20 protein-coding genes are annotated in these 21,519 nt (G+C 59.5%); 3 read left to right on the top strand and 17 right to left on the bottom strand.

What is annotated here, in order from left to right; all coding sequences use genetic code 11:
• Positions 1 to 63 precede the first annotated feature (63 nt).
• The gene (locus AC3WMT_RS07825) at positions 64 to 2,196 is read left to right on the top strand and encodes a TonB-dependent receptor (protein ID WP_103303421.1); all 2,133 of its coding nucleotides are present in this window, start codon (positions 64 to 66) and stop codon (positions 2,194 to 2,196) included.
• A gap of 115 nt (positions 2,197 to 2,311) precedes the next feature.
• Here the strand turns inward: AC3WMT_RS07825 and AC3WMT_RS07830 are convergent, their stop codons facing one another.
• From AC3WMT_RS07830 to AC3WMT_RS07840, 3 genes are all read right to left on the bottom strand, one after another.
• Positions 2,312 to 3,328 carry an ABC transporter substrate-binding protein gene (locus AC3WMT_RS07830; RefSeq protein ID WP_103303420.1) on the bottom strand — a complete coding sequence of 339 codons (1,017 nt, stop codon included), beginning with the start codon at positions 3,326 to 3,328 and terminating at the stop codon, positions 2,312 to 2,314.
• A gap of 127 nt (positions 3,329 to 3,455) precedes the next feature.
• The gene (locus tag AC3WMT_RS07835; RefSeq protein WP_103303574.1) at positions 3,456 to 3,653 is read right to left on the bottom strand and encodes a hypothetical protein; all 198 of its coding nucleotides are present in this window, start codon (positions 3,651 to 3,653) and stop codon (positions 3,456 to 3,458) included.
• An 8-nt stretch (positions 3,654 to 3,661) separates the two neighbouring features.
• Positions 3,662 to 4,111: a hypothetical protein gene (locus AC3WMT_RS07840; protein WP_177431379.1), complete on the bottom strand. Its 450-nt coding sequence runs from the start codon at positions 4,109 to 4,111 to the stop codon at positions 3,662 to 3,664.
• Positions 4,112 to 4,533: 422 nt separating this feature from the next.
• Between AC3WMT_RS07840 and AC3WMT_RS07845 the strand changes: the two genes are divergently transcribed.
• Positions 4,534 to 4,809 (top strand): hypothetical protein, encoded by a 276-nt coding sequence (locus tag AC3WMT_RS07845; RefSeq protein WP_103303418.1) that lies wholly within the window; start codon positions 4,534 to 4,536, stop codon positions 4,807 to 4,809.
• Between the two features lie 48 nt (positions 4,810 to 4,857).
• On the top strand, positions 4,858 to 5,094 hold the full coding sequence (locus AC3WMT_RS07850; protein ID WP_103303417.1) for a DUF2789 family protein: 237 nt from the start codon (positions 4,858 to 4,860) through the stop codon (positions 5,092 to 5,094).
• 6 nt (positions 5,095 to 5,100) lie between these two features.
• On the opposite strand, the gene AC3WMT_RS07855 is transcribed toward AC3WMT_RS07850, so the two are convergent.
• The 14 genes from AC3WMT_RS07855 to iolE all read right to left on the bottom strand — a co-directional run bounded on the left by AC3WMT_RS07855 (position 5,101) and on the right by iolE (position 21,198).
• Positions 5,101 to 5,304 carry a hypothetical protein gene (locus tag AC3WMT_RS07855; protein ID WP_103303573.1) on the bottom strand — a complete coding sequence of 68 codons (204 nt, stop codon included), beginning with the start codon at positions 5,302 to 5,304 and terminating at the stop codon, positions 5,101 to 5,103.
• A gap of 112 nt (positions 5,305 to 5,416) precedes the next feature.
• Entirely contained in the window at positions 5,417 to 7,021 is a 1,605-nt protein-coding gene (locus tag AC3WMT_RS07860) for a methyl-accepting chemotaxis protein (protein ID WP_103303416.1), read from the bottom strand.
• Positions 7,022 to 7,245: 224 nt separating this feature from the next.
• Positions 7,246 to 7,650 carry a TraR/DksA family transcriptional regulator gene (locus AC3WMT_RS07865; RefSeq protein ID WP_103303415.1) on the bottom strand — a complete coding sequence of 135 codons (405 nt, stop codon included), beginning with the start codon at positions 7,648 to 7,650 and terminating at the stop codon, positions 7,246 to 7,248.
• Positions 7,651 to 7,977: 327 nt separating this feature from the next.
• Positions 7,978 to 9,000, bottom strand: coding sequence for an ABC transporter permease (locus AC3WMT_RS07870; protein WP_103303414.1), 1,023 nt, complete (start codon positions 8,998 to 9,000; stop codon positions 7,978 to 7,980).
• Between the two features lie 169 nt (positions 9,001 to 9,169).
• The gene (locus AC3WMT_RS07875; protein WP_103303413.1) at positions 9,170 to 10,735 is read right to left on the bottom strand and encodes a sugar ABC transporter ATP-binding protein; all 1,566 of its coding nucleotides are present in this window, start codon (positions 10,733 to 10,735) and stop codon (positions 9,170 to 9,172) included.
• Between the two features lie 70 nt (positions 10,736 to 10,805).
• Positions 10,806 to 11,732 carry a sugar ABC transporter substrate-binding protein gene (locus AC3WMT_RS07880; protein WP_103303412.1) on the bottom strand — a complete coding sequence of 309 codons (927 nt, stop codon included), beginning with the start codon at positions 11,730 to 11,732 and terminating at the stop codon, positions 10,806 to 10,808.
• A gap of 111 nt (positions 11,733 to 11,843) precedes the next feature.
• Positions 11,844 to 12,896 carry a Gfo/Idh/MocA family protein gene (locus tag AC3WMT_RS07885; RefSeq protein WP_103303411.1) on the bottom strand — a complete coding sequence of 351 codons (1,053 nt, stop codon included), beginning with the start codon at positions 12,894 to 12,896 and terminating at the stop codon, positions 11,844 to 11,846.
• A gap of 160 nt (positions 12,897 to 13,056) precedes the next feature.
• Entirely contained in the window at positions 13,057 to 13,917 is an 861-nt protein-coding gene (locus AC3WMT_RS07890) for a sugar phosphate isomerase/epimerase family protein (protein ID WP_103303410.1), read from the bottom strand.
• A gap of 184 nt (positions 13,918 to 14,101) precedes the next feature.
• Positions 14,102 to 15,112, bottom strand: coding sequence for a bifunctional inositol 2-dehydrogenase/D-chiro-inositol 1-dehydrogenase (gene iolG, locus AC3WMT_RS07895; protein ID WP_103303409.1), 1,011 nt, complete (start codon positions 15,110 to 15,112; stop codon positions 14,102 to 14,104).
• Positions 15,113 to 15,141: 29 nt separating this feature from the next.
• Complete coding sequence (iolD, locus tag AC3WMT_RS07900; RefSeq protein WP_103303408.1) at positions 15,142 to 17,073, bottom strand: 3D-(3,5/4)-trihydroxycyclohexane-1,2-dione acylhydrolase (decyclizing); 1,932 nt, start codon at positions 17,071 to 17,073, stop codon at positions 15,142 to 15,144.
• Between the two features lie 48 nt (positions 17,074 to 17,121).
• Positions 17,122 to 17,943 (bottom strand): TIM barrel protein, encoded by an 822-nt coding sequence (locus AC3WMT_RS07905; protein WP_103303407.1) that lies wholly within the window; start codon positions 17,941 to 17,943, stop codon positions 17,122 to 17,124.
• 25 nt (positions 17,944 to 17,968) lie between these two features.
• On the bottom strand, positions 17,969 to 19,468 hold the full coding sequence (locus AC3WMT_RS07910; protein ID WP_103303406.1) for a CoA-acylating methylmalonate-semialdehyde dehydrogenase: 1,500 nt from the start codon (positions 19,466 to 19,468) through the stop codon (positions 17,969 to 17,971).
• A 30-nt stretch (positions 19,469 to 19,498) separates the two neighbouring features.
• Entirely contained in the window at positions 19,499 to 20,308 is an 810-nt protein-coding gene (gene iolB / locus AC3WMT_RS07915; protein WP_103303405.1) for a 5-deoxy-glucuronate isomerase, read from the bottom strand.
• Positions 20,308 to 21,198, bottom strand: a complete 891-nt coding sequence (iolE, locus tag AC3WMT_RS07920) for a myo-inosose-2 dehydratase (protein ID WP_103303404.1) — start codon at positions 21,196 to 21,198, stop codon at positions 20,308 to 20,310. The genes iolB and iolE overlap by 1 nt, the downstream gene beginning before the upstream one ends.
• Positions 21,199 to 21,519 lie beyond the last annotated feature (321 nt).

A 21,519-nucleotide genomic window follows, 5' to 3' on the forward strand; every position in this document is an offset into this window, starting at 1 on the left:
ACTGCGCCAATGCGCGGCGTTTGCCTGTGCGCTGATTCCTAGACAAGCATTCAGGATTCAACAATGAAACAACTCACTCTGCTGGCGAGCCTGTGCGGCTGCCTTTCCGTTAACGTCTGGGCGCAATCCACCGTAGATCTGGCGCCCATCACCATCGATGGCGAATCCGGCACGGAGCCGGGCCTGAGCCTCGACCAATCCAGCGGCATGGCCTCGCGCCTCGGCTTGAGCGTGCGCGACACGCCCGCCACGGTCGCCATCGCCAACCGCAACGACATCGAACGCCACGGCGCGCAGAACTTCCAGGACGCCGCCAACACCCTGCCCGGAGTCAACGCCAGCGCACCGCCGGGCTTTGGCGGCTTCGTCTCCTATCGCGGTTTCACCAGCAGCCAGATCACCCAGATGTTCAACGGCATTAACGTATCCGGCGGCCTCGCACGGCCGGTGGACGCGTGGATTTACGATCGGGTCGAACTGGTCGGCGGCCCGTCGTCATTGATCAACGGCGCAGGTTCAGTGGGCGGCTCGTTGAACTACGTGACCAAACTGGCGAGCCGCGATGAACAAGCTGTTGAAGGCCGGGTCAGCTACGGCAGCTACGACACCACCGAAACCGCGTTCGGTCTCAACCATGCGTTGACCGACCCGGGTAGCGACGTGCAGCACTACGCGCGACTGGACGTCAGTCACAACACCAGCAACGGCTACATCGACCGCCAGGAGCGCGATGCCTGGAGCGTGGCGTTCTCGTTGCTCAGCGACCTCACGCCAAACCTGTCGCACACCCTGGCTCTGGAATATCAGGATGAACACGAAGACAGTCCGTACTGGGGCACCCCCGTGCTCAACCCCAAGGCCGGCGAGTTGAAGATCGATAAACACAATCGCTTCAACAACTACAACGTCGAAGACGGTCGCTACGAGCAGCGGACGATCTGGGTACGCTCGATCATCGACTACCGGATCAACGACAGCACCACACTGCGCAACACGCTGTATCACCTCGACAGCCAGCGCGATTACCGCAACCTCGAAACCTACCAGTACAACGCCGACAATTCCGCGGTGAACCGCTCGACGGCCTATCAGGTGCGGCATCAAGGCGAACAGAACGGCAACCAGTTCGAGTTGCGTCACGACAACACGCTGTTCGGTCTGGACACGACGTGGTCCGGTGGCTTCGAGTACAAGGTCAATCAGACCACCAACTCGCCGCTCAACATCAAAGGCGCGAGCACGGTGGACCCGAACAGCTATCGGCCCGGGCATTTCTACGACATTCCCGGCACCAATCCCAAGCTGATCAGCGACAAGACCAACGAGGTCACCACCAAAGCACTGTTTGTGGAAAACCGCCTGGCGCTGACCGACAAACTGTCGCTGCTCACCGGCCTGCGTTATGACGATATCGACCTCGACGTGACCAACCACCGCACCGTCACCGCGACCAATCCCAAGCATCTCAAACGTAGCTGGGAACCGCTGACCGGTCGTGCCGGTTTGACCTATCAGTTCATCCCGTCGGCCAATGTCTACGTGCAGTACAGCACTGCGGCGGAGCAACCTAACGGCACGCAGGACTTCGACGTCTCGACCGGCAAACAATGGGAAATTGGCAGCAAGTTCGACTATCTGAACGGACGCGGCTCGGCCACGGTGGCGGCCTACACCATCGAACGAAAGGACTTCGCCGTTACCGATCCGCTGGACCCGACCAGCAGCATTCCGGTCGGCCAGCAGACGTCAAAAGGCATCGAGATTGCCAGTTCGTTGCGGATCACCGACAAACTGCTCGCCGAGGGCAACTTCGCCTGGGTCGACGCGCAGTACGATGACTTCACTGAAAAGAATGCCGCTGGCGTGGTGGTGTCGCGCAAGGGCAACACGCCGACCAACGTTCCGGATCGGGTCGGCAATCTGTGGCTGACCTATGATTTTTCGCCGCAGTGGCAAGGCGGGGTCGATGCGCGTTACGTGGCCTCGGTGTACGCCGACAGCGCCAACACCATGACCGTGCCGTCTTACACGTTGTTTGGCAGCTTCCTCAGCTACAAGGTTGATTCGCACACCACCGTCACCGGCCGCGTGCGCAATTTGACCAATGAGGTGTATGCCGAATTCGCGCATGTGTCGCCGGCGTATTACCTGGGCACACCGCGTACCTTCGAACTGGCGGTACAAACCCGGTTCTAAAAGCATCGCGGGCAAGCCCGCTCCCACAGTGTTTAGTGTCGTACATGCACTTTGTGCCCGACAATAAAACCTGTGGGAGCGGGCTTGCCCGCGATGAGTCCAGCCGCAACGACCTCTATTTCAGCTCAACTGAAACCTTGTCCGCCACATCCTTCGGCAACCACGCCTGCCACACTTCCGGATGCGCCTTCATGAACGCCTCCGCCGCTTGCCGCGGTGCCGTGTGTTTCTCGCTCATCTCCGCCAATGCCTTGTTCAGCGGTTCGATCGGGAAATCGACCTTGCTGAAGAACTCGGCAATCTGCGGATACTGCTTCTGAAACGGCGTAGACACGCCAATCGACAGCTTCGACGCCAACGAGCGCGTCGGTTTCGGATTGGGATTATCGGCGTCGGTCAGGGTCTTCCACGCCTCGGCATCAAATGGTGGTTCTTCCAGCTGCACCAGTTTGAACTTGCCCAGCAGCGGCGTCGGCGACCAGTAGTAAAACAGCACCGGTTTACCCCGACGAATCGAAGAACTGATCTCGGCGTCCAGCGCCGCACCCGAGCCACTGCGGAAATTGGTGAAGTCGTCCTGCAACCCGTAAGCCGTCAGCTTCTGTTTGTTGACCACTTCCGACGTCCAGCCAATCGGACTGTTGAGGAAACGTCCCTTGCTCGGGCTTTCCGGGTCCTTGAACACGTCCTTGTATTTTTTCAGGTCAGTGACACTGCGCAAGTCCGGCGCCAGCGGCTTGATGCCTTTGGCCGGGTCGCCCTTGATCACGTATTCCGGCACCCACCAGCCTTCGGTGGCGCCTTTGACCGTATCGCCCAGGCTGACAACCTTGCCCTCGGCCTCGGCCTTGACCCACACCGGACTGCGCCCCGCCCACTCTTCGCCGATGACCTGAATGTCATTGTTGGCCAGCGCGGTCTCTAGGGTGATGGTGGTGCCGGGCAAGGTGTCGGTGGGCAATCCGTAGCCCTTCTCGACAATGATCCGCAGGACATCGGTGATCAGGCTGCCGCTTTCCCAGTTCAGGTCGGCAAAATGGATCGGCGCTTGTGCCGCCACGGCCGATTGCGCCGAACCCAGCAAAGCGAATGTGGCCACGCTGGCGGCCAGTAACCGTCGAAATCCGTTCATGCATTGCACCTCGTGCTGTTCACAGCAATGGCAGGATGGCCTGAGAGAAGACCGCAAGCCTCTGAATACTCAGTCAACTGACTGTAGACGAGGTTCCTGCTTTTTCAGGGCCTGGGCCCGGACGAGGTTACGAATCAGAATTTTCCTGCAAGCTCTGCAACTCGCGTCTGACCATGCTGGCGTATTCCGCTGGACGCAGCGCGTAGATCTGCGACGCCACCCAACCCAGCCACGCGCCTCGCAATTCGGCCTTCGCCGCGAACAACCGCCTGGCGTCCTCACGCGCGCTGTCGAGGTTCTGCGAATGGAAATCGGCGCGGCTCAAACCACCGATCACTCACTGGCCTTGAACGTCACCAGCTCGCCCTTGCGCCACTTCGCGGCTTTGGCGGTGACTGCTTTCAGAGTTTTGGTCAGGCCTTCCTGCAATTGCTGATGGGCGGCAAACACGGTCACCACGCTATGACCTTCCTTGAACAGGATCGCATGGCCATCAGCGGTCTCGACGAAGGCGTAATCGCCAATTCCATAGACCGTCAGTTTGATTTCGCGAAAACGGATGTCCATCTTGCCGCCTTCGCGGCTGGGCAAGACCGAGGCGCTGAAATGATCGCCGACCTTGAGCTTGAGCCCCGGCTTGTCATCCACCACCAAAGCATTTTCGGTGTCGATTTCAGCGACATAGATGCCTTCGGCGTTTTGCTCGGTGATGTAAACAAAACGCGATTGGAACAACTTGACCAGCTTTGCACGCAAATCACCCAACACGAACAAAGCATGCATATCGAGATTACTGACTGCCAAAGAAACATCCCCAGATCTGAAAAAACCGCACACGGAAAACGCGCACGGCAAAAAAACGGCCAGGCCGATGGAACTGCGAAATACTCAAATAAAAACCCGAACCGAGCAGCGAACTCGTTCAACGCGAGGTTTGCAAGACTACGGGATTGTCACTCGCGAAACGCCACCCGATGTCGCCAAAGCTCGAAGGAAAAATCCTTAACGGCTGACAGAGAAAGCTGACTACGAACTTTAGGGAAAATTCGCACGAAAAAAAGCACTTTTCCGACATATCGCTCGCGAAAAATTGCTTTAGATAAGCCCTGTCGTCAACAGGTACTGGCGATTCTAGAGCAGCGATGCTCTTCACGACTACCCGAAACGGCCTGTAATTATCGGCCAACTGATGAAAAGGACTTCACATGTGCACCCTGACTCACTTCGCCATGTCCGCTGACGCCCGACTCAAATCGCCTCTGATCCTGCATGTGACCGATATGAACGATCTGCAGCACCCCGGCGAAAACGCTCAGGCCCCACGCTTTCAAGTGGTGCCGGCGGGCAATGCCTTTTACCACATAAAGGAAAAATCGACCGGACGCGTAAGAGGTTTCCGCGAAGATCACAACGAGGCGTGTGCGCTGGCTCGCTCACTCGAAATGCAAATCGAACTCCTGGCCAGCAGCTGCCTCAGATAAAGAGTGATTGACTGCGCCATACCGGCGCATTTCAGAAAGGAGCACATGATGGATCTGGAAGCTTACAACTTGAAAACACTGTTCGATCAGTTGGGTTTGCCTTCAGAAAGCGCAGATATCGACGACTTCATTGAAGCCCATCCACTGGATGCCGACACCAAACTGGTCGATGCCCCCTTCTGGTCAGAATCGCAAAAGCAAACGCTTGAAGAGTGGATTGGCAAGGACGACGACAGGGCAATAGTCTTCGATGAACTGAACGTACGCATACACGACGGCAAGTAACCCTGATCAGTGCAGGCTGTCCCCAGGCTCAGCCTGCAACTGCGCGAGCCACGCAGCCCTGCACTCCTCGGCCTCATCGCGACTGGCAAACGCGGTGCCGCGCCGCTCACCATTGAGCAACACCACCCAGCAGACGCTTTGCCCCATTGCGCGCAAACCGGCGGGCACGCCACTGCCGATCATCACGGCGACATCAACTCTGCATTGCATGCTGACCTCCAAAATCATTAGCCACCTAACTAAGTCGGCATGTTAATGATTTCCCCAAGGAGGAAACAGCAACGGCCCTGCACAGATTCATTGCATCAACCGTAACAATCGCTCAGCGCGGACCTTCCGGTTTATAGCCCAGACGCAATCCACCCCAATGTCGGCCCTTGATCATGATCGGCACCGACAAGTCATGCATCAGCTCGCCGGTATCACGCGTATAGGTCTGCAACAGCACTGGTTGTTGATGGCTGCCACAGCGAATCCCGGTGCGGTCGGCAAACTTGCGCTTGGTGCGATTGTTGACCGCATCGACCTGGGCATCACCGGTCAACGGCTGGCTGAACGCCTGATTGTGCGTCGGCACATAACCCTGCTGCGTGCAGGCAATGGCAAACACCAGCCCCTCGTGGCGCGGCAGCAACGGTTCTTGAATCGCCGGCAGAACCTGATCGGTGTATCGGTCGAACCGTGTCTGATACTTCGCCGGCTGCGTTTTCGGGATCGCCTGATACTGACGATCGAACAGATCCTCGAGGCTGATCCGCCCTTGCTCGACATCCGCCTCAAACCGCGCCGCGATCTGGCTCGCGCCTTCTCGCGCCAGGTCATAAATGCGCTGGTGATAGTCATCCAGACCGACTTCAGCCAGACGTTCGCTGATGGTTTCCGCCTGCCCTTCCATCTGCACCGCCGCTTCGGCGAGTCGACGGGTCTGTTGATCGCTGATCGCCAAATCGCTGCGCATCTGCTCAATGGCTTTAAACAGGCTGTCGAGTTGCTCGCGATTGGTCTCCGCGCCACGGGCGATCTCGCCGACCTGACTTTCCACCCCGGCGGCCAGACGCGCGATGTTCTCCAGATGCTGACCGGTGTGCTCGACCTGTTCGACGCCCGTTTGCAGATCGCTGGACAGCTCACGGATCTGCTCCACCACCTGCGCCGTGCGTTGCTGGATGTCGGCGACCATCTCGCCGACTTCGCCGGTTGCCGACGCCGTGCGTGCCGCCAACCCGCGCACCTCATCCGCCACCACCGCAAAGCCCCGCCCATGCTCACCGGCCCGCGCCGCTTCGATCGCTGCGTTCAACGCCAACAGATTGGTCTGGCTGGCAATCGACTGAATCACCAGCGTCACCCGCTGAATGTCGTCGCTGCGCAGGCTCAAGGCCTCGATCAATTCACGGCTGGCATTGGCGCGCTGACTGAGCTGATGCATACGCGTAATTGAGTCACCCAGTTCGGTACGTCCCGCCGCACTGCTGTGATGTGCCTCGCTGGCAGCCTCAAGTGCTTCGCGGCTGAGCTGCGAAGTCGCCTGTTCCGTGGCGATCATCACTTCGGCATTGCTGACGATTCGCGCCGCAGCATCGAGTTGCGATTCAAGTTTGCTCGCCAGCTCCTTGACCGAAAACGCCACCCCGGCCGCCGACAAGGCGTTATGGCTGGTGGTGTAAGAAAGGTCTCGGGTCAGTTCGGAAATGGCGCTGCCATTGTCGGCAGGCTGTACATCGGGGAGGGTCCGGGAGCGCAGTCGCGGCAGCCAGACAATCAGCACCGCCAACGGCATGCCAACGTAAAGCGACCACTCACCCAGCGTCATGCCGGCCAACAACAGCATCAGGGCGATGCTTTGCAGGGTCGGTGCGATCCAGCGGTTTTTCGGCAAAAGCACTGGTGCAGGCAGCGCCCCAACCAGAGATCCATCTCTCGTCATATCAACACCCCACGCTTGTTCTCATTGTTGTGGCTGCATTAAACGCCACTACAACGCCATTATCTATGGTCCGTTAGTCGTGGGGCCTGTGGCAGGTCAATGGAACGGCGGGGAATATCGCAGACAAGCAAAAACAAAGATCGCAGCCCCGCCAGCTCTGTTTAGGAGCTGCCGAAGGCTGCGATCTTTTCGGGGTGACCCACTTTCATGGGTCGCCTCAGGAATCAGGCCTGACGCTGGTGCTTGTCGATTTGCTCGTGACGCTCTTGAGCTTCGATGCAGTACTTGGTGGTCGGGCTGATCAGCAGACGTTTCAAGCCAATAGGCTCGCCGCTGTCGTCGCACCAGCCAAAGCTGTCTTCCTTGATGCGCTCGAGGGCTTGTTCCAGTTGCGGCAGCATGCGCTGGTCGCGATCGATCGCGTTGACCAGCCAAGTGCGCTCTTCTTCAACCGAAGCCGCGTCCGCCGGGTCAGCCGGGGTGTCCAGGCTTTCGATGGCGATACGGTTTTGCTCAATGCGCTCATGGGTTTCGACTTTCATGTTCTGCAACAGCTCGCTGAAGAAAGCGTGTTGCTCGGAATTCATGTAGTCATCTGCCGGCATGGCCAGCAACTTGTCCTTTGTCATTGATATCTCTATAAAAAAACGTGCATTAAGGCGAATTAGGGAGCGTTCCGGCGAACCGTGTCCGGTCGACGGAAAGGCATCGTTTATGGCAAACGCCACCCGGCACTCAATTTACGAGGGGCGGCAGTCTAAGGCCGACTTGAGGCCTCAGCAACTGGAAATCCAGCAAATTTGTCCGACAAAGCCCGGAAACTGCTCTGATACAGGCTTCACGGCGGTTATCGGAGTGCGTTTATAGCAAGAAATTCAGTCGAGCGGCTGTATATAGAAGACAAACGGCTACGCCACACCGATCGGGTGTGGCGCATTTTCGCGATTATTCGGCGCTCAGCGCTTGAGTTTGCGCTTGTTACGGTACTGGTCGATGACCACCGCCACCACAATGATCAAGCCTTTGATGATGTCCTGAATATAGGCATCGACGCCGACGAAGGTGAACCCGCTGGCCATCACCCCGAGAATCAGCGCGCCGATTACCGTCCCGGTAATGCGCCCGACGCCGCCGGCCAGACTGGTACCGCCGATCACCGCAGCAGCAATCGCGTCGAGCTCGTAGGACATGCCCATCCCGGCCTGCCCCGTCGCCGCCCGGGCTGACGCGACTACGCCAGCCAGCCCCGCCAGCAGACCGGCGATGCTGTAGACGATCACCAAATGGCGTTTGACGTTGATCCCCGAGGTCCGCGCCGCCTGCATGTTGCCGCCGATGGCGTAGGTGTACTTGCCGTACTTGGTGTAGCGCAACGCGATGTGAAAGATCACCGCCACCACCAGGAAGATGATCACCGGCATCGCCCCATGACCGATCGCGGTGTAGGAGTCCGAGAGCATGCTGACCGGTTGGCCTTCGGTGTAGTAACGCGCCAGACCGCGCGCCGAAACCATCATGCCGAGCGTGGCGATGAACGGTGGAATGCCGGTGATGGCGATGATGCTGCCGTTGATCGCCCCAGCCAGCAGCCCGACCCCGAGCCCGGCTATCACCGGAATCCACACCGGCAAGTCAGTCAGCGACGGAAACACTGCGCGGGCGAAATCCGACGTCTGCGCCAGACTCGCCGCAATCATGGCTGACAGCGCCAGCACCGACCCGGATGACAAGTCGATCCCCGTGGTGATGATCACTTGAGTCACGCCGATGGCCAGCAGGCCAATGATCGACACTTGCAGGATCATCAGCACCAGACGCTGGGAGTTCATCAGGAAGCTCTGGTCGCGAACGATCCAGCCAAACACTTCGAAGACCAGACCGATACCGATCAGCACCAGAAAAATGCTCAGTTCGGTTGGAAAGCGCCGACGGCTCTTGGTCGGTGCCGTTGCAGGCTTGTTTTCCAGTATCGCGTTCATAACCACTCACCCTTCAAATAAAACCCGGTATCGAATACATACCTTTGGATGCAAGCTGCTTTCGTGTGGCGAGGGAGCTTGCTCCCGCGATTGCGCAGCAAGCCCATGCTGGAGGACCGCTTCGCTGCCCAGCGGGAGCAAGCTCCCTCGCCACAGAGACCGTAAGCTGTCAATGGACCTGGGCCATGCCCGAGGCCAGTTGCATGACGCGTTCCTGGGTGGCTTCGTCCCGGCCGAGGGTGCCCATCAGATCGCCCTCGTGCATGACCATCACCCGGTCGCTCATGCCCAGCACTTCCGGCAGTTCCGAGGAAATCATGATCACCGCCATGCCTTCGCTGGCTAGCAAGGAGATCAGCCGATAGATCTCGGCCTTGGCGCCGACATCGATGCCGCGAGTCGGCTCGTCGAGAATCAAGATCCGTGGATTGGTCATCAGCCAGCGGGCGAGCAAGGCTTTCTGCTGGTTGCCGCCAGACAAGGTGTCGATGCACTGCTCCAGCGACGGGGTTTTCACCCGTAGCTTCTTGCACATGTCTTCACACAGAGCACGCAAGGCCTTTTGCTGGATAAAGCCGTGGCCGGCGTAATGCGGCAGCACCGCCATTTCCATGTTTTCCAGCACCGACAGGCACGGGAACAGACCGCTGAGCTTGCGATCCTCGGTCAACAGCGCGAACCCCTTGTCGATGGCCATGTGCGGATCGGTAATGCGCACCACCTCGCCATCCAGACGGATCTCGCCGCTGTCGCTGGGCGTTATGCCGAAAATGGTTTCGGCAACGTTGGTGCGGCCCGAGCCCATCAGCCCGGCGATGCCGAGAATCTCCCCGGCATGCAGGTCGAACGAGACGCCCTGGAATACGCCGTCGAGTTTTAGATCGCGGACCGACATCAGCAGGTCGCCGATCGGCTTTTCGCGCACCGGGAACAACTGGCTCAGTTCGCGCCCGACCATCATCGAAATCAGGCTATCACCGTCCATGCTGTCGGCCCGTTGCAGGCCGATGTAGGCGCCGTCGCGAAACACTGCCACTTCATCGGCAATGGCAAACACTTCGTTCATTTTGTGCGTGATGTAGATGATGCCTTTGCCCTGGCGCTTGAGGTCGGCAATGATCGAAAACAGGTGCGCGACTTCCTTTTCGGTGATGGCCGAGGTCGGCTCGTCCATGATCAGAATGTCGGAGTCGTAGGACACCGCTTTGGCTATCTCGACCATTTGCCGTTCGGCGATGCTCAGGTTGCCGACCTGCTCCTCGGGATCGAGGTTGATGCGCAAGCGCTCCAGCAGTTGCGCGGTGCAGCGGTGCATGGCGCGGTGGTCGATCATGTGCAGGCCGTTGAGCTGCTCGCGGCCGATCCAGATGTTTTCGGCGATGCTCATGTGCGGCATCAGGTTGAGTTCCTGGTGGATCATCGCGATCCCCGCCTGAAGTGCCGCCAACGGTGTTTCGAAGACCACCGGTTTGCCGCGCAAGCGCAACTCGCCAGCATCGGGCTGGTAGATGCCGGCGATGATTTTCATCAGCGTCGATTTACCCGCGCCGTTCTCGCCCATCAGGGCCAGTACGGACCCCGGACGTACTCGCAGTTGCACATCGGACAAAGCCACCACACCGGGAAAACCCTTGCTGATGTTGGTGATCTCCAGCAGGTACGGCTCATCGACAGGTGTTGCAGTTGGCTGGATATCCACCAACGAGGTGCTCGAAGCGGTCGCTGAAGCGAACATGTTCAGGTACTCCGTCAGCAAGGTCGCAGCAGCAACCCTGCAGGATTATTGTTGTTATTGAACCGAGGCACTATTTGAAAGTGTCGACGTTTTCCGGCGTGATCAGGCGATAGGGTACCCAGACGTTCTGCTCCACCGTCTCGTTTTTGGCCATCTTCACTGCAGTGTCAATCGAGCCGTCTGCCTGACCTTTGGCGTCTTGAAACACTGACACCGCCATGTTGCCTTTCTTGATCGCGTTCAAGCCGTCCGGCGTGCCGTCGACACCCGCAATCAACACACTGCCCTTCTCGACACCGGCCTGTTGCAGCGCCATGGCGGCACCAATCGCCATTTCGTCATTGTTGGAAACCACCGCGTCGAACTTGCGGCCCTGGGTCAGCCAGTCATTGACCAGGGTCATGCCTTTATCCCGCAGCCAGATGCCGGTCTGTTCCTGTTCGATCTTGATGTTCGGGTACTTGGCCAGCACCTCTTTGACGCCCTTGGTGCGATTGGTGGTGGAGTTGTTGGCGAGGTCACCGAGCAGAATCACGATTTCGCCTTTGCCGCCGAGTTTTTCGGCCAGGTACTGCATCTGCATTTCGCCGGCCTCCAGGTCGTTGGACGCGACCGTGACCACACCTTTTGGCAGCTTGAGATCATCAGGGCGACGGTTGACGTAGACCAGCGGGATTCCGGCTTTTACCGCGGCTTCGGTGATTTTTCGGGTGGCGGCGGTATCCACCGGATTGACCACGATGGCGTCGACCTTCTGGCTGATGAAGCTTTCAACCTGGCTCAACTGCTTGACCACGTCGCTGCGGGCGTCTTCGAATTGCAGCTGCACACCATCGGGGTAGGACTTGGCTTTCTTGTCCATGGATTCGCGCAGGTAAGTCAGCCAGGTGTCATCGAACTGGGACATGCTGACGCCGATCTTCATATCGGCAAGGGCAGCGCCGCTGACAAACATCAAGGACAGGGCCAGCGAGGCAAAACGCAGATGGGTCTTCATGAACTGTCTTTCTCCACATTCTTGTTGGTTTTATGGATCAGTCGTGACGATTTCTGTAGGCAAAATTGACTCTATTGGAATTTATTTTCTATATCAACTCATTTTAGAATTTTATTCCAAATCCATTCCATGGCCCGCAAACGGGCTCAGTTCGACCACCTGACGTTGCTCGAAACTTTGCCGCGCAGCATCCAGAACACGAGTGCTCGCCAGTGCATCACGGGGCTCGACCGGCAATGGGCCGCCAGTCTGTAACGCGGTTTGTAGCTGTAGATAGAACTGCTGCCAGCAACCCCGCTCCGACGGCACGCGCTCGCGTTCGCCAGCGTGTTCAAACCAGCCCCAGCGCCGATGCTCTTCGACACCCCAGCGTTCACCGGCAGATTTTGGCGAGAGCCCGGCCAGCGCTTGAGCCTCTTGTCCGTCGAGGCCATCAACGCTGTAACAACCCAGCGTTCCCGTGACGCGAAAGCGCGGGCCGGGCGAACTTTGCAGGCAACTGCCGCCGAGGTGGGAGACCACCCCGTTGACGTGGGTCAGGGAGACAAAAAAACCGTTATCGCAGGCCTGGTCTTGGTCCTGGTAATCAAGCTCGGCATACACCTGCCTGACCGGGCCGAACAGCAACAACGCCTGATCCACCAGATGGCTGCCCAGATCGCGCAGAAAACCACCGCCGCTGCTGTTGTTCACTGACTGCGGCGAGTAGCGCTCAACCCGCGATTCGAAGCGCGTGACCTGCCCCAGAGCGCCTGACTCGATGAGTTTACGCACGGTCAGGAAGTCCGAATCCCAGCGGCGATTCTGATAAACGCTGAGCCGCACACCCTGGCGCTCGGCCATGGTGATCAGGGTTTGCGCCTGTTGCGCATCGGCGGCGAACGGCTTGTCACTGACAACCATCACCCCGTGTTCGAGGCCATCGAGCACCAGCGCCGGACGGCCCTTCAGTGGCGTGGAAATCACCAACACATCGACGCCGGCCTCGACCAGTTGGCCGATGCTGTCGAACGCGGCTACGCCGGGGTGTTCAGCGGCCAGCAATTGTCGGCGCTCCGGGGAGCGAGTCACCACGCCAGCGAATGTGGCACCGGGCAGACTGCTGAGCAGCGGCGCATGAAAAAACCGGCCGCCGTGGCCGTAACCGACAAGTCCGATACGCATGATTCGACTCCTTCTTATTGTTCTGTGAGCCGCTCACTGTGTCACCGCGGCCTTTGTGGGAGCGAGCCTGCTCGCGATAGCGATGTTTCAGGCGACATCGATGCTGACTGTACTGCCGCCTTCGCGAGCAAGCTCGCTCCCACGGGTATTGCGCACTGAGTCAGCGGCAGAGTTCGCTTTTCACCCGTTCGAGCATCATCCGGTTGGATTCATCCGGTCGGTCTTCCCAGGCGAACACCGAGACCGTGGCAATGCCGTCGAACTTGATCTCGCGCAAGGTGCTGAAAAACGCTTGCCAGTCGACCTCGCCCTGCCCGATGTCCAGATGCTGATGCACGGTCGCGGTAACACCCGGCGGGTTGACGATGTAGCGCAACCCCGACGAGGCCTTGTGGTTGTAGGTGTCGGCGATGATCAGGTGGCTGAGTTTCGAGCCGGCATACTTGAGCATCGAGGCAATATCGCCGACGCCGTCGTCGTAGAAAAACGTGTGCGGTGCGGCGTAGAGGTAGTTGATCCAGTCGCGATCGAGTCCGCGAATGATGTCCACTGACTCGTTATTGCGCTCGCAGAAGTCATACGGGTGGGCCTGAATATCAAGCTGGATGCCTTCGCGCTCGAACTCGGGGATCAACTCGTCCATCGAGCGCATGAACTGGTTCTCACACACCAGCGGGTTGTCCGACTGCCCGGTAAATTCGGTGTTGACCAGCTCGCAGTCCATTTCCACGGCAATCTGGATCGCCCGCTTCCAGTTGCGCACGGCGGCAACACGCAAGCCTTCATCGGCGGCGGCCCAGTGGTACATCGGTAATAAGGAAGAGAGTTTGACCCCGGTGTCGCTCAAGGCTTTGCGAAACTCCCTGATCCGCGCCTTATCGACGCGCGGGGCTTTGTAGAACGGCAGAAAGTCTTCGCGAGGCGAGAGTTCGATGTGTTCGTAACCGAGCTCGGCGACCTTGTCGACCATCTTGCCCAAGGGCAGATGGCGGTACATGTAGGGATCCAGTGCGATGCGCATCTTTTTCTCCTGATTGTACTTGGCGCCCCCCTCATCCCAGCCTCCCGGAGTGAGAGGAAGCCGACCGGGTGTTTCTCCGGAGGAGCAGCGACCTGAAAGTCCAGGTTGAATGAATATCTCAAAGACAAGGAGATCAGCCCCCTCTCCTCGGGGAGAGGGTTGAGGTGAGGGGGTGATCTCAAAATCAACCGTAAAAGCGTGGCCGGTCAGGGAGGCTGACTTTTACTATCTGGCCACTGTTCTGAGCTTCGATGCATGCATCTGCCGCGACGGCGGCGGCGAAGCCGTCCCATGCCGAGGGTCCCCCCACCTGACCGGCGCGCACGCCATCGATGAACGCCTGCAACTCGACGTCATAGGCGCCGATGAAGCGGTCCTTCCAGTCCATCAGAATCGCGTTCGACAGCTTGGCGCCGCTGCGCATTTGCACCTGTTGCGGCTCCGGCAGTCTGGCGATGCCGGTCTCCCCCACCACTTCGCACTGAATGTCGTAGCCGTACTGGCAATTGACGAAAACCTCGACATCGATGCGCGTGCCCTTGGCGGTTTCCAGCAGGACGATCTGCGGATCTTTCAAATGCGCCAACGCCTTGCTCGACTTGCGCGGGAACACCACTTGTACCGACACGTAATCGTCATCAAGCAACCAGCGCAGCACATCCAGCTCATGGATCAGCGTGTCGGTGATTGCCATGTCGGTCTTGTAGTTTTCGCCCACACTCGGGTTGCGATGCGCGCAGTGCAGCATCAACGGCTCACCGATCTGACCGCTGTCGATCACCGCTTTGAGCGCGCGATAACCTTCATCGTAAGGACGCATGAAACCCACCTGCACCAGACGCTTGCCGTGGGCGACTTCTGCTTCGACGATCTTGCGGCAACCGTCGGCAGTCACCGCCAGCGGTTTCTCGCAGAACACCGGTTTGCCGGCGGCAATCGCTGCCAGCACAAACTCTTCGTGGCTCGGACCCCAGGAGGTGACGAGGATGGCCTCGACTTCTGGCGCCTTGATCAACGCGTGACCGTCCGGGTAAACCTCGGCAGTCAGCTTCAGATCGGCAACAACCCTGGCCGCTTGCTGCAAGTTGATGTCGGTGACAGCGACGACCTGGCTATTAAGCAAAGTCTGGCTGCAACGACGGATGTGATCCTGGCCGATGGCCCCGGTACCGATAACGCCAAGCTTCAAAGACATGAACATTCTCCATTTCGGGTTCAGGACAATCAGTACTGGCGGGCCTTGGCCAACCGTTCATTTAGGGTTTTCGCCACCGCATCGGTGCGCGCACTGGTGGACACCTGCGCCACCCCGACCCGCCACCACGACAGGTATTTGTGGATCATCGTCTTGGGCAGAACCTTGATATCGATCAGCGTCGATACCGTCTGCAAACGCGCATCGGCCAGCGCTGCCTGCAACGCTTCAACCGTGTTCACCTTGTAGGTCTTGCAGCCGTAGGCCGCCGCGCTCATGGCGAAATCCACCGGGACAAAGCCGCCGTCGAGCTTGCCGGTCTCGGGGTTGCGGAAACGGAATTCGGTGCCGAAGCTGTCCATGCCGTGTTCCATCTGCAGGTTGTTGATGCAGCCGAACGTCATGTTGTCCAGCAGCACCACGTTGATCTTGCGGCGCTCCTGAATCGAGGTCGCCAGCTCCGAGTGCAGCATCATGTAAGAGCCGTCGCCGACCAGCGCATAGACCTCGCGGTCCGGCTCGGCGAGCTTCACGCCCAGCGCCGCGTTGACCTCATAACCCATGCACGAATAGCCGTACTCGACGTGGTAAGTGTTGACCCCCTTGCTGCGCCAACTGCGCTGCAAGTCACCGGGCAGGCTGCCGGCGGCGGCGACGATCACCGCGTCATCGGCCAGGGTTTCGTTGAGTACACCCAGCACGCGGCTCTGGGTCAGGCACGAGCCGGTCAGCTCGATGAATTCGCGCAGTACGGCGGGGTCCATGTGGTCGTTGATTTCCGGGACGAAATCCTCAGTCTGGTATTCGGCCTGATAAATCCGCTCAACCTCGGCGTGAAGCTGTGCCTTGGCCTCACGCGGCTGATCGCCCCACTCGGCGCGGTAGTCACCGAGAATTTCGCTCAAGGCCTGCAAAGCGCTTTTCGCGTCGGCCAGCAGTTGCACGCCGTCGAGTTTCAGCGCATCGCACGGGCTGATGTTGAGGTTGAGAAACTGCACATCCGGGTGTTTGAACAAGGATTTCGACGCGGTAGTGAAATCGCTGTAGCGGGTGCCGACACCAATGATCAGATCCGCCTCGGGTGCCAGCAGGTTCGCTGCCAGACAGCCGGTTTCGCCGATGCCGCCGAGGTTCAGCGGATGGCTGGAAAGCACCGCGCTTTTGCCCGCCTGGGTTTCGGCGAACGGAATGCCGAAGCGCTCGGCGAACGCCTGCAACGCGGCGTTGGCCCCGGAATACTTCACGCCGCCGCCACAGATCAGCAACGGCTTGCGCTTGCCTTTGATCAGCGCCAACGCATCGCCGAGCATGGCTTCGGTGGCCGGTCGCCGTTCGATCCGGTGCACGCGTTTTTGCAGGAAGTAATCCGGGTAATCGTAAGCCTCGGCCTGCACGTCCTGCGGCAGCGCCAGAGTCACCGCACCGGTTTCGGCGGGATCGGTCAGTACGCGCATGGCGTGGATCGCGGCGGTCATCAACTGCTCGGGGCGGTTGATCCGGTCCCAGTATTTGCTCACGGCTTTGAAGGCATCGTTGGTGCTGATGCTCAAATCATGGAACTGCTCGATCTGTTGCAGCACCGGGTCCGGCTGGCGACTGGCGTAGACGTCGCCGGGCAACAACAGCAACGGGATGCGATTGGCGGTGGCGGTGGCCGCAGCGGTAATCATGTTCGCTGCGCCCGGGCCCACCGACGAGGTACAGGCGTAGATCTTGCGGCGCAGATGCTGTTTGGCGAAACCGATGGCGGCGTGGGCCATGCCCTGCTCGTTACGGCCCTGATGGACGATCAGGTCGCCGCTGTCCTGCTCCAGCGCCTGACCGAGGCCGAGCACATTACCGTGACCGAAAATCGTGAAGATCCCGGCGACGAACTTGCTCTGCACGCCATCGACTTCGATGTACTGGTTATCGAGAAATTTCACCAGGGCCTGGGCCATGGTCAGTCTTGTTGTGGTCATGCTTGCACCTTTTCCAAAGGTAAATCCCATTCCCCTGCAAGAGCCGTATCAGGTCAGGGATTTTTGTAGGTGGGCCATGCTGGCGTTGATGGCTTGTTCGATATCCGGCAAACCGTGAACGCTGTCAGCGAACGGTTCGAACGATAGAAAGCCGGTGTAACCGGTGCTCAACAGCGTGTCGATCTGCGCCGCGTTACCGAGAATGTCGCCCTCGCCCACCAACACCCGATGGCCATCACGAATGCTCGCCAGCGGCGCCTCGGCATCCTCGACGCCGGAGATATGTACCAACCCGGTCAGCTCGGGGAAAAACTCGTGCTCACTGGCGAGGTGATGGTGAAAGGTGTCATGCACCAGCCGAAACACATCCAGCCCACCAACCGCCTGGATCGCATCCACCGCCGTACGCTTGCGCCGCAGCGAACACTCCTCAAACCCCAGCGGCTCGATGAAGCCGAGAATGCCGTGCTCACGCAGGATCGGCGCGAGTTCGCTCAACGCCGTGCGCAGGCCAACGGCGCGTTGCGCTTGAGTGCGCATGTCGCCGCTATCGTTCAGCGGGCACATGACCAAACCCTGCGCCCCACACTCCCGGGCATACACGGCGAGTTTTGTGGCTTGGGCTCGACGCTCGTCATTCCACACATCGAACGGATACAGCGCGTTGATCGACAGCACGCTGATGCCTTTCGCCGCACACAATTGGCGAACGGTTTGCGCGGCCGTGCCGTCCTCGATTTCCACGCCTTTGAGGTCATTGCGGATCTCGATGGCATCGGCCTTGAGGCTCACCGCCAGATCAATGAACGCAGGCAGGGAAAGCCGTGGCGCGACCATCCGGTTAAGGGCAAAACGCAGGGGCTGAGTCATTCTTGTTGTTCTCCGCGCAGACGATTTATTTGGCAGTCGGCATGCTGAATTCGGGGCCTTTGGCGATGCTGTCGGGCCAGCGTTGCATCACGCTTTTGTAGCGGCTGTAGAAACGCACGCCCTCTTCACCGTAAGCGTGGTGATCGCCGAACAACGAGCGCTTCCAGCCTCCGAACGAGTGCCAGGCCATCGGCACCGGAATCGGCACGTTGATACCGACCATGCCGACCTTGATGGTGCGGGCAAATGCGCGGGCGATGCCGCCATCGCTGGTAAAGCAGGAAACGCCGTTGCCGAACTCATGGGCGTTGATCAATGCCACGGCACTGGCGAAGTCCGGCACGCGGACGATGCCCAGCACCGGGCCGAAAATCTCTTGCTGATAGATGCTCATTTCGCTGCTGACCTGATCAAACAGGGTCGCACCCACGAAGAAACCACCCTCGGCCCCCGGCACTGTGAAACCCCGGCCATCCACCAACAACTGCGCGCCCTGGGCCACACCTTCGCTGATAAAGCCCTCAACCTTGGCCTTGTGCTCAGCCGTCACCAACGGGCCCATTTCGCTGTCGCCCTGCATACCGTTACCGACCTTGAGCTGATCGATACGCGGCAGCAGTTTGGCGATCAAACGATCACCGACATCGCCCACCGCGACAGCAATCGAAATCGCCATGCAACGCTCGCCGGCCGAGCCGTAAGCCGCGCCGATCAAGGCATCGGCGGCCTGATCGAGATCGGCATCAGGCATGACGATCATGTGATTCTTCGCCCCGCCCAGCGCCTGTACACGCTTGCCGCGTGCAGTGGCTTGCTGATGGATGTACTCGGCAATCGGCGTCGAGCCGACAAAGGAAATCGCCTCGATGCCCGGGTGCTGCAACAGCGCATCCACGGCCGTCTTATCGCCCTGCACCACGTTGAACACGCCGTCCGGCAGGCCGGCCTCAGTGAGCAGACGCGCCATCAGCAAACTCGCCGACGGATCACGCTCCGAAGGCTTGAGGATGAAACAGTTACCGGTGACCAGCGCCAGCGGGATCATCCACAGCGGCACCATCACCGGGAAGTTGAACGGCGTAACACCCGCGCAAACACCCAGCGGCTGGCGCAGATTCCAGTTGTCGATGCCACCGCCGATGTTGTCGCTGAAGTCGGTCTTGAGCAGATTCGGCGCGCCACAGGCGTACTCGACGATTTCGATGCCGCGAGTGACCTCGCCCTTGGCATCGGACAGCACTTTGCCGTGCTCGCGGGTGATGATTTCAGCCAGTTCGTTGTGATGCCGGTCGAGCAACTCCTTGAACTTGAACATCACCCGCGAACGACGCAGGGACGATTGCTCGGACCACGCCGGGAAGGCCTTCAGCGCGGACGCGACAGCCTCTTCCACAGTTTTGACGCTGGCCAGCACCACTTGCGCCTGCACCGCGCCGGTGGCCGGGTTGAACACCTTGCTGAACCGCTCGCCGCTGTCCTGCACCTGACCATCGATGTAGTGGCCGATTACCGGGGCATTGCTCATTGTTGTCGCGCTCCGTTCAAACGTAGGAAGTCAGAGATCCAGCAGCCAGCTGTGCTGCGGGTCGTTATGGAACTGCCAGACACGTTTCGGCCCGGCCATGACATTCAGGTAATAAGACTCGTAGCCGAACGGCACGCTGACCGGGTGATAACCCTTGGGCACCACCACCAGATCGCTGTTTTCCACGGCCATGGCCTGATCGATGCTGCGGTCATCGGTGTACACGCGCTGGAACACGAAACCCTGCGGCGGGTTGATCTGGTGGTAATAGGTTTCCTCGAGAAAGCTCTGGTGCGGCAGGTCATCGGTGTCGTGCTTGTGCGGCGGGTAGCTCGACGAATGCCCTGACGGCGTGCGCACTTCCACAACCAGCAGCGAATGCGCCGGTTCGCTGTCCGGCAGAATGTCGCAGACGTAACGGGTGTTGGCGCCTTTGCCACGGACGCTGCGTTTCATCGACTCCGGGCGGATCAGCCGTGGCCCGAGGTTGGCGCTGAGCGACCCGGGCGCGGCGCAGACGGCGATTTGTGCGTCACTCAACGCAGTCACCCGCGCCTGACTGCCGGGCGGCAGGTACGCAGCGAACGGTGATTTGTCTTCGAACACCGATTGCCGGTCGCCTAGATTGTCCCACTCGAATGCGCCCAGCCCCGGCGCCTCGCCACTGATGCTGACCCGGCCGCTGAGCAGCACCAGGCACAACTCCTGATCGCCGGCTGTCACGGGCAGGCTTTCGCCGAGGCTCAGTCGATAGGCGGCGAACCCGACGTACTGAAGACGTCCCTGTTCCAGCTCGACCATGGTGCGGCCATGGGCCTGGCTCTTGACTAGAAGGCTCATCACAAACCCCTTTCGTTGAGCAGGGCGCGCAAGGTGTCGTAGCCCTTTTTTGCGTAGAGGTAACTGGGCGCCACTGCCGGGTCCTGCTCGGCCTCTACCACCAGCCAGCCGTGGTAATCGGCGGCCACCAGTACGTCCAGGAGCGCGGCAAAATCAATGTCGCCATCGCCGGGCACGGTGAACGTGCCGTTGATGATGCAATCCGGGAAGCTCCACAGATTATTGCGCGCCAGTTGCACCACCGGTTTGCGCACGTCCTTGAAATGCACGTGGCAGATGCGTTCGAGGTGTTTTTTCAGGACTTGCAGCGGCTCGCCACCGCCCATGTAGCAATGGCCGGAATCGAACAGCAAGCCGACTTCGCTGCCGGTCAGGGCCATGAGTTTATCGATGTCTGACGGCGACTCGACGTAGGCGCCCATGTGGTGGTGATACGCCAGACGCACGCCTCGGGACAGGGTGAAGCGCGCCAGTTCAGTGAGTTTGTCGGCGTAGGCCTGCCACGCCTGTTCGCTATGAAAACGTGGCCGCTCGACCAACGGAATACGTTGACCCTGAATCGAATCGGCGACCTCGCCGTACACCAGAACGGTGGCACCGTTCTGCGCCAGCAGCTCGACATGGCTGGCGATGGCGTCGATTTCCTCGGCCACCGAACGTGTTGCCAGTCGGCTCGAATACCAGCCCGACACCAGCGCCAGATCGTAAGGCCGCAGCACGTCACCGACGCCTTTGGCATCCTTGGGAAATTTACCGTTGAGCTCAAAACCTGCGTAACCGATTTCCTTGCCCTCACTCAGGGCCGTGCTCAACGGCGTCTCGCCACCGAGGGACGGCAGATCGTCGTTGCTCCAGGAAATCGGGTTGATGCCAATTCGGATTGCGGGCATGGCTGCACCTTTTATTGTTCTTACATAACCATTGAATACGACCGTAAACCCTGTGGGAGCTGGCTTGCCAGCGATGGCGTTTCGTCAGTCACCTTCGATGCTGAATGTGCCGCCGTCATCGCTGGCAAGCCAGCTCCCACACGTTCGGTGTGAATGCTTAGCCACGCGCCTTGCGCCAGGCTTCGATCAGTTCGACAAACGTGCCCTGCACCTGGCGGATCAGCGATTCATCATCGATCTCCCCGGGTTGATGCCAATTCGGATTGCGGGCATGGCTGCACCTTTTATTGTTCTTACATAACCATTGAATACGACCGTAAA

The sequence above is a fragment of the Pseudomonas sp. FW305-7 genome, assembly GCF_058786735.1.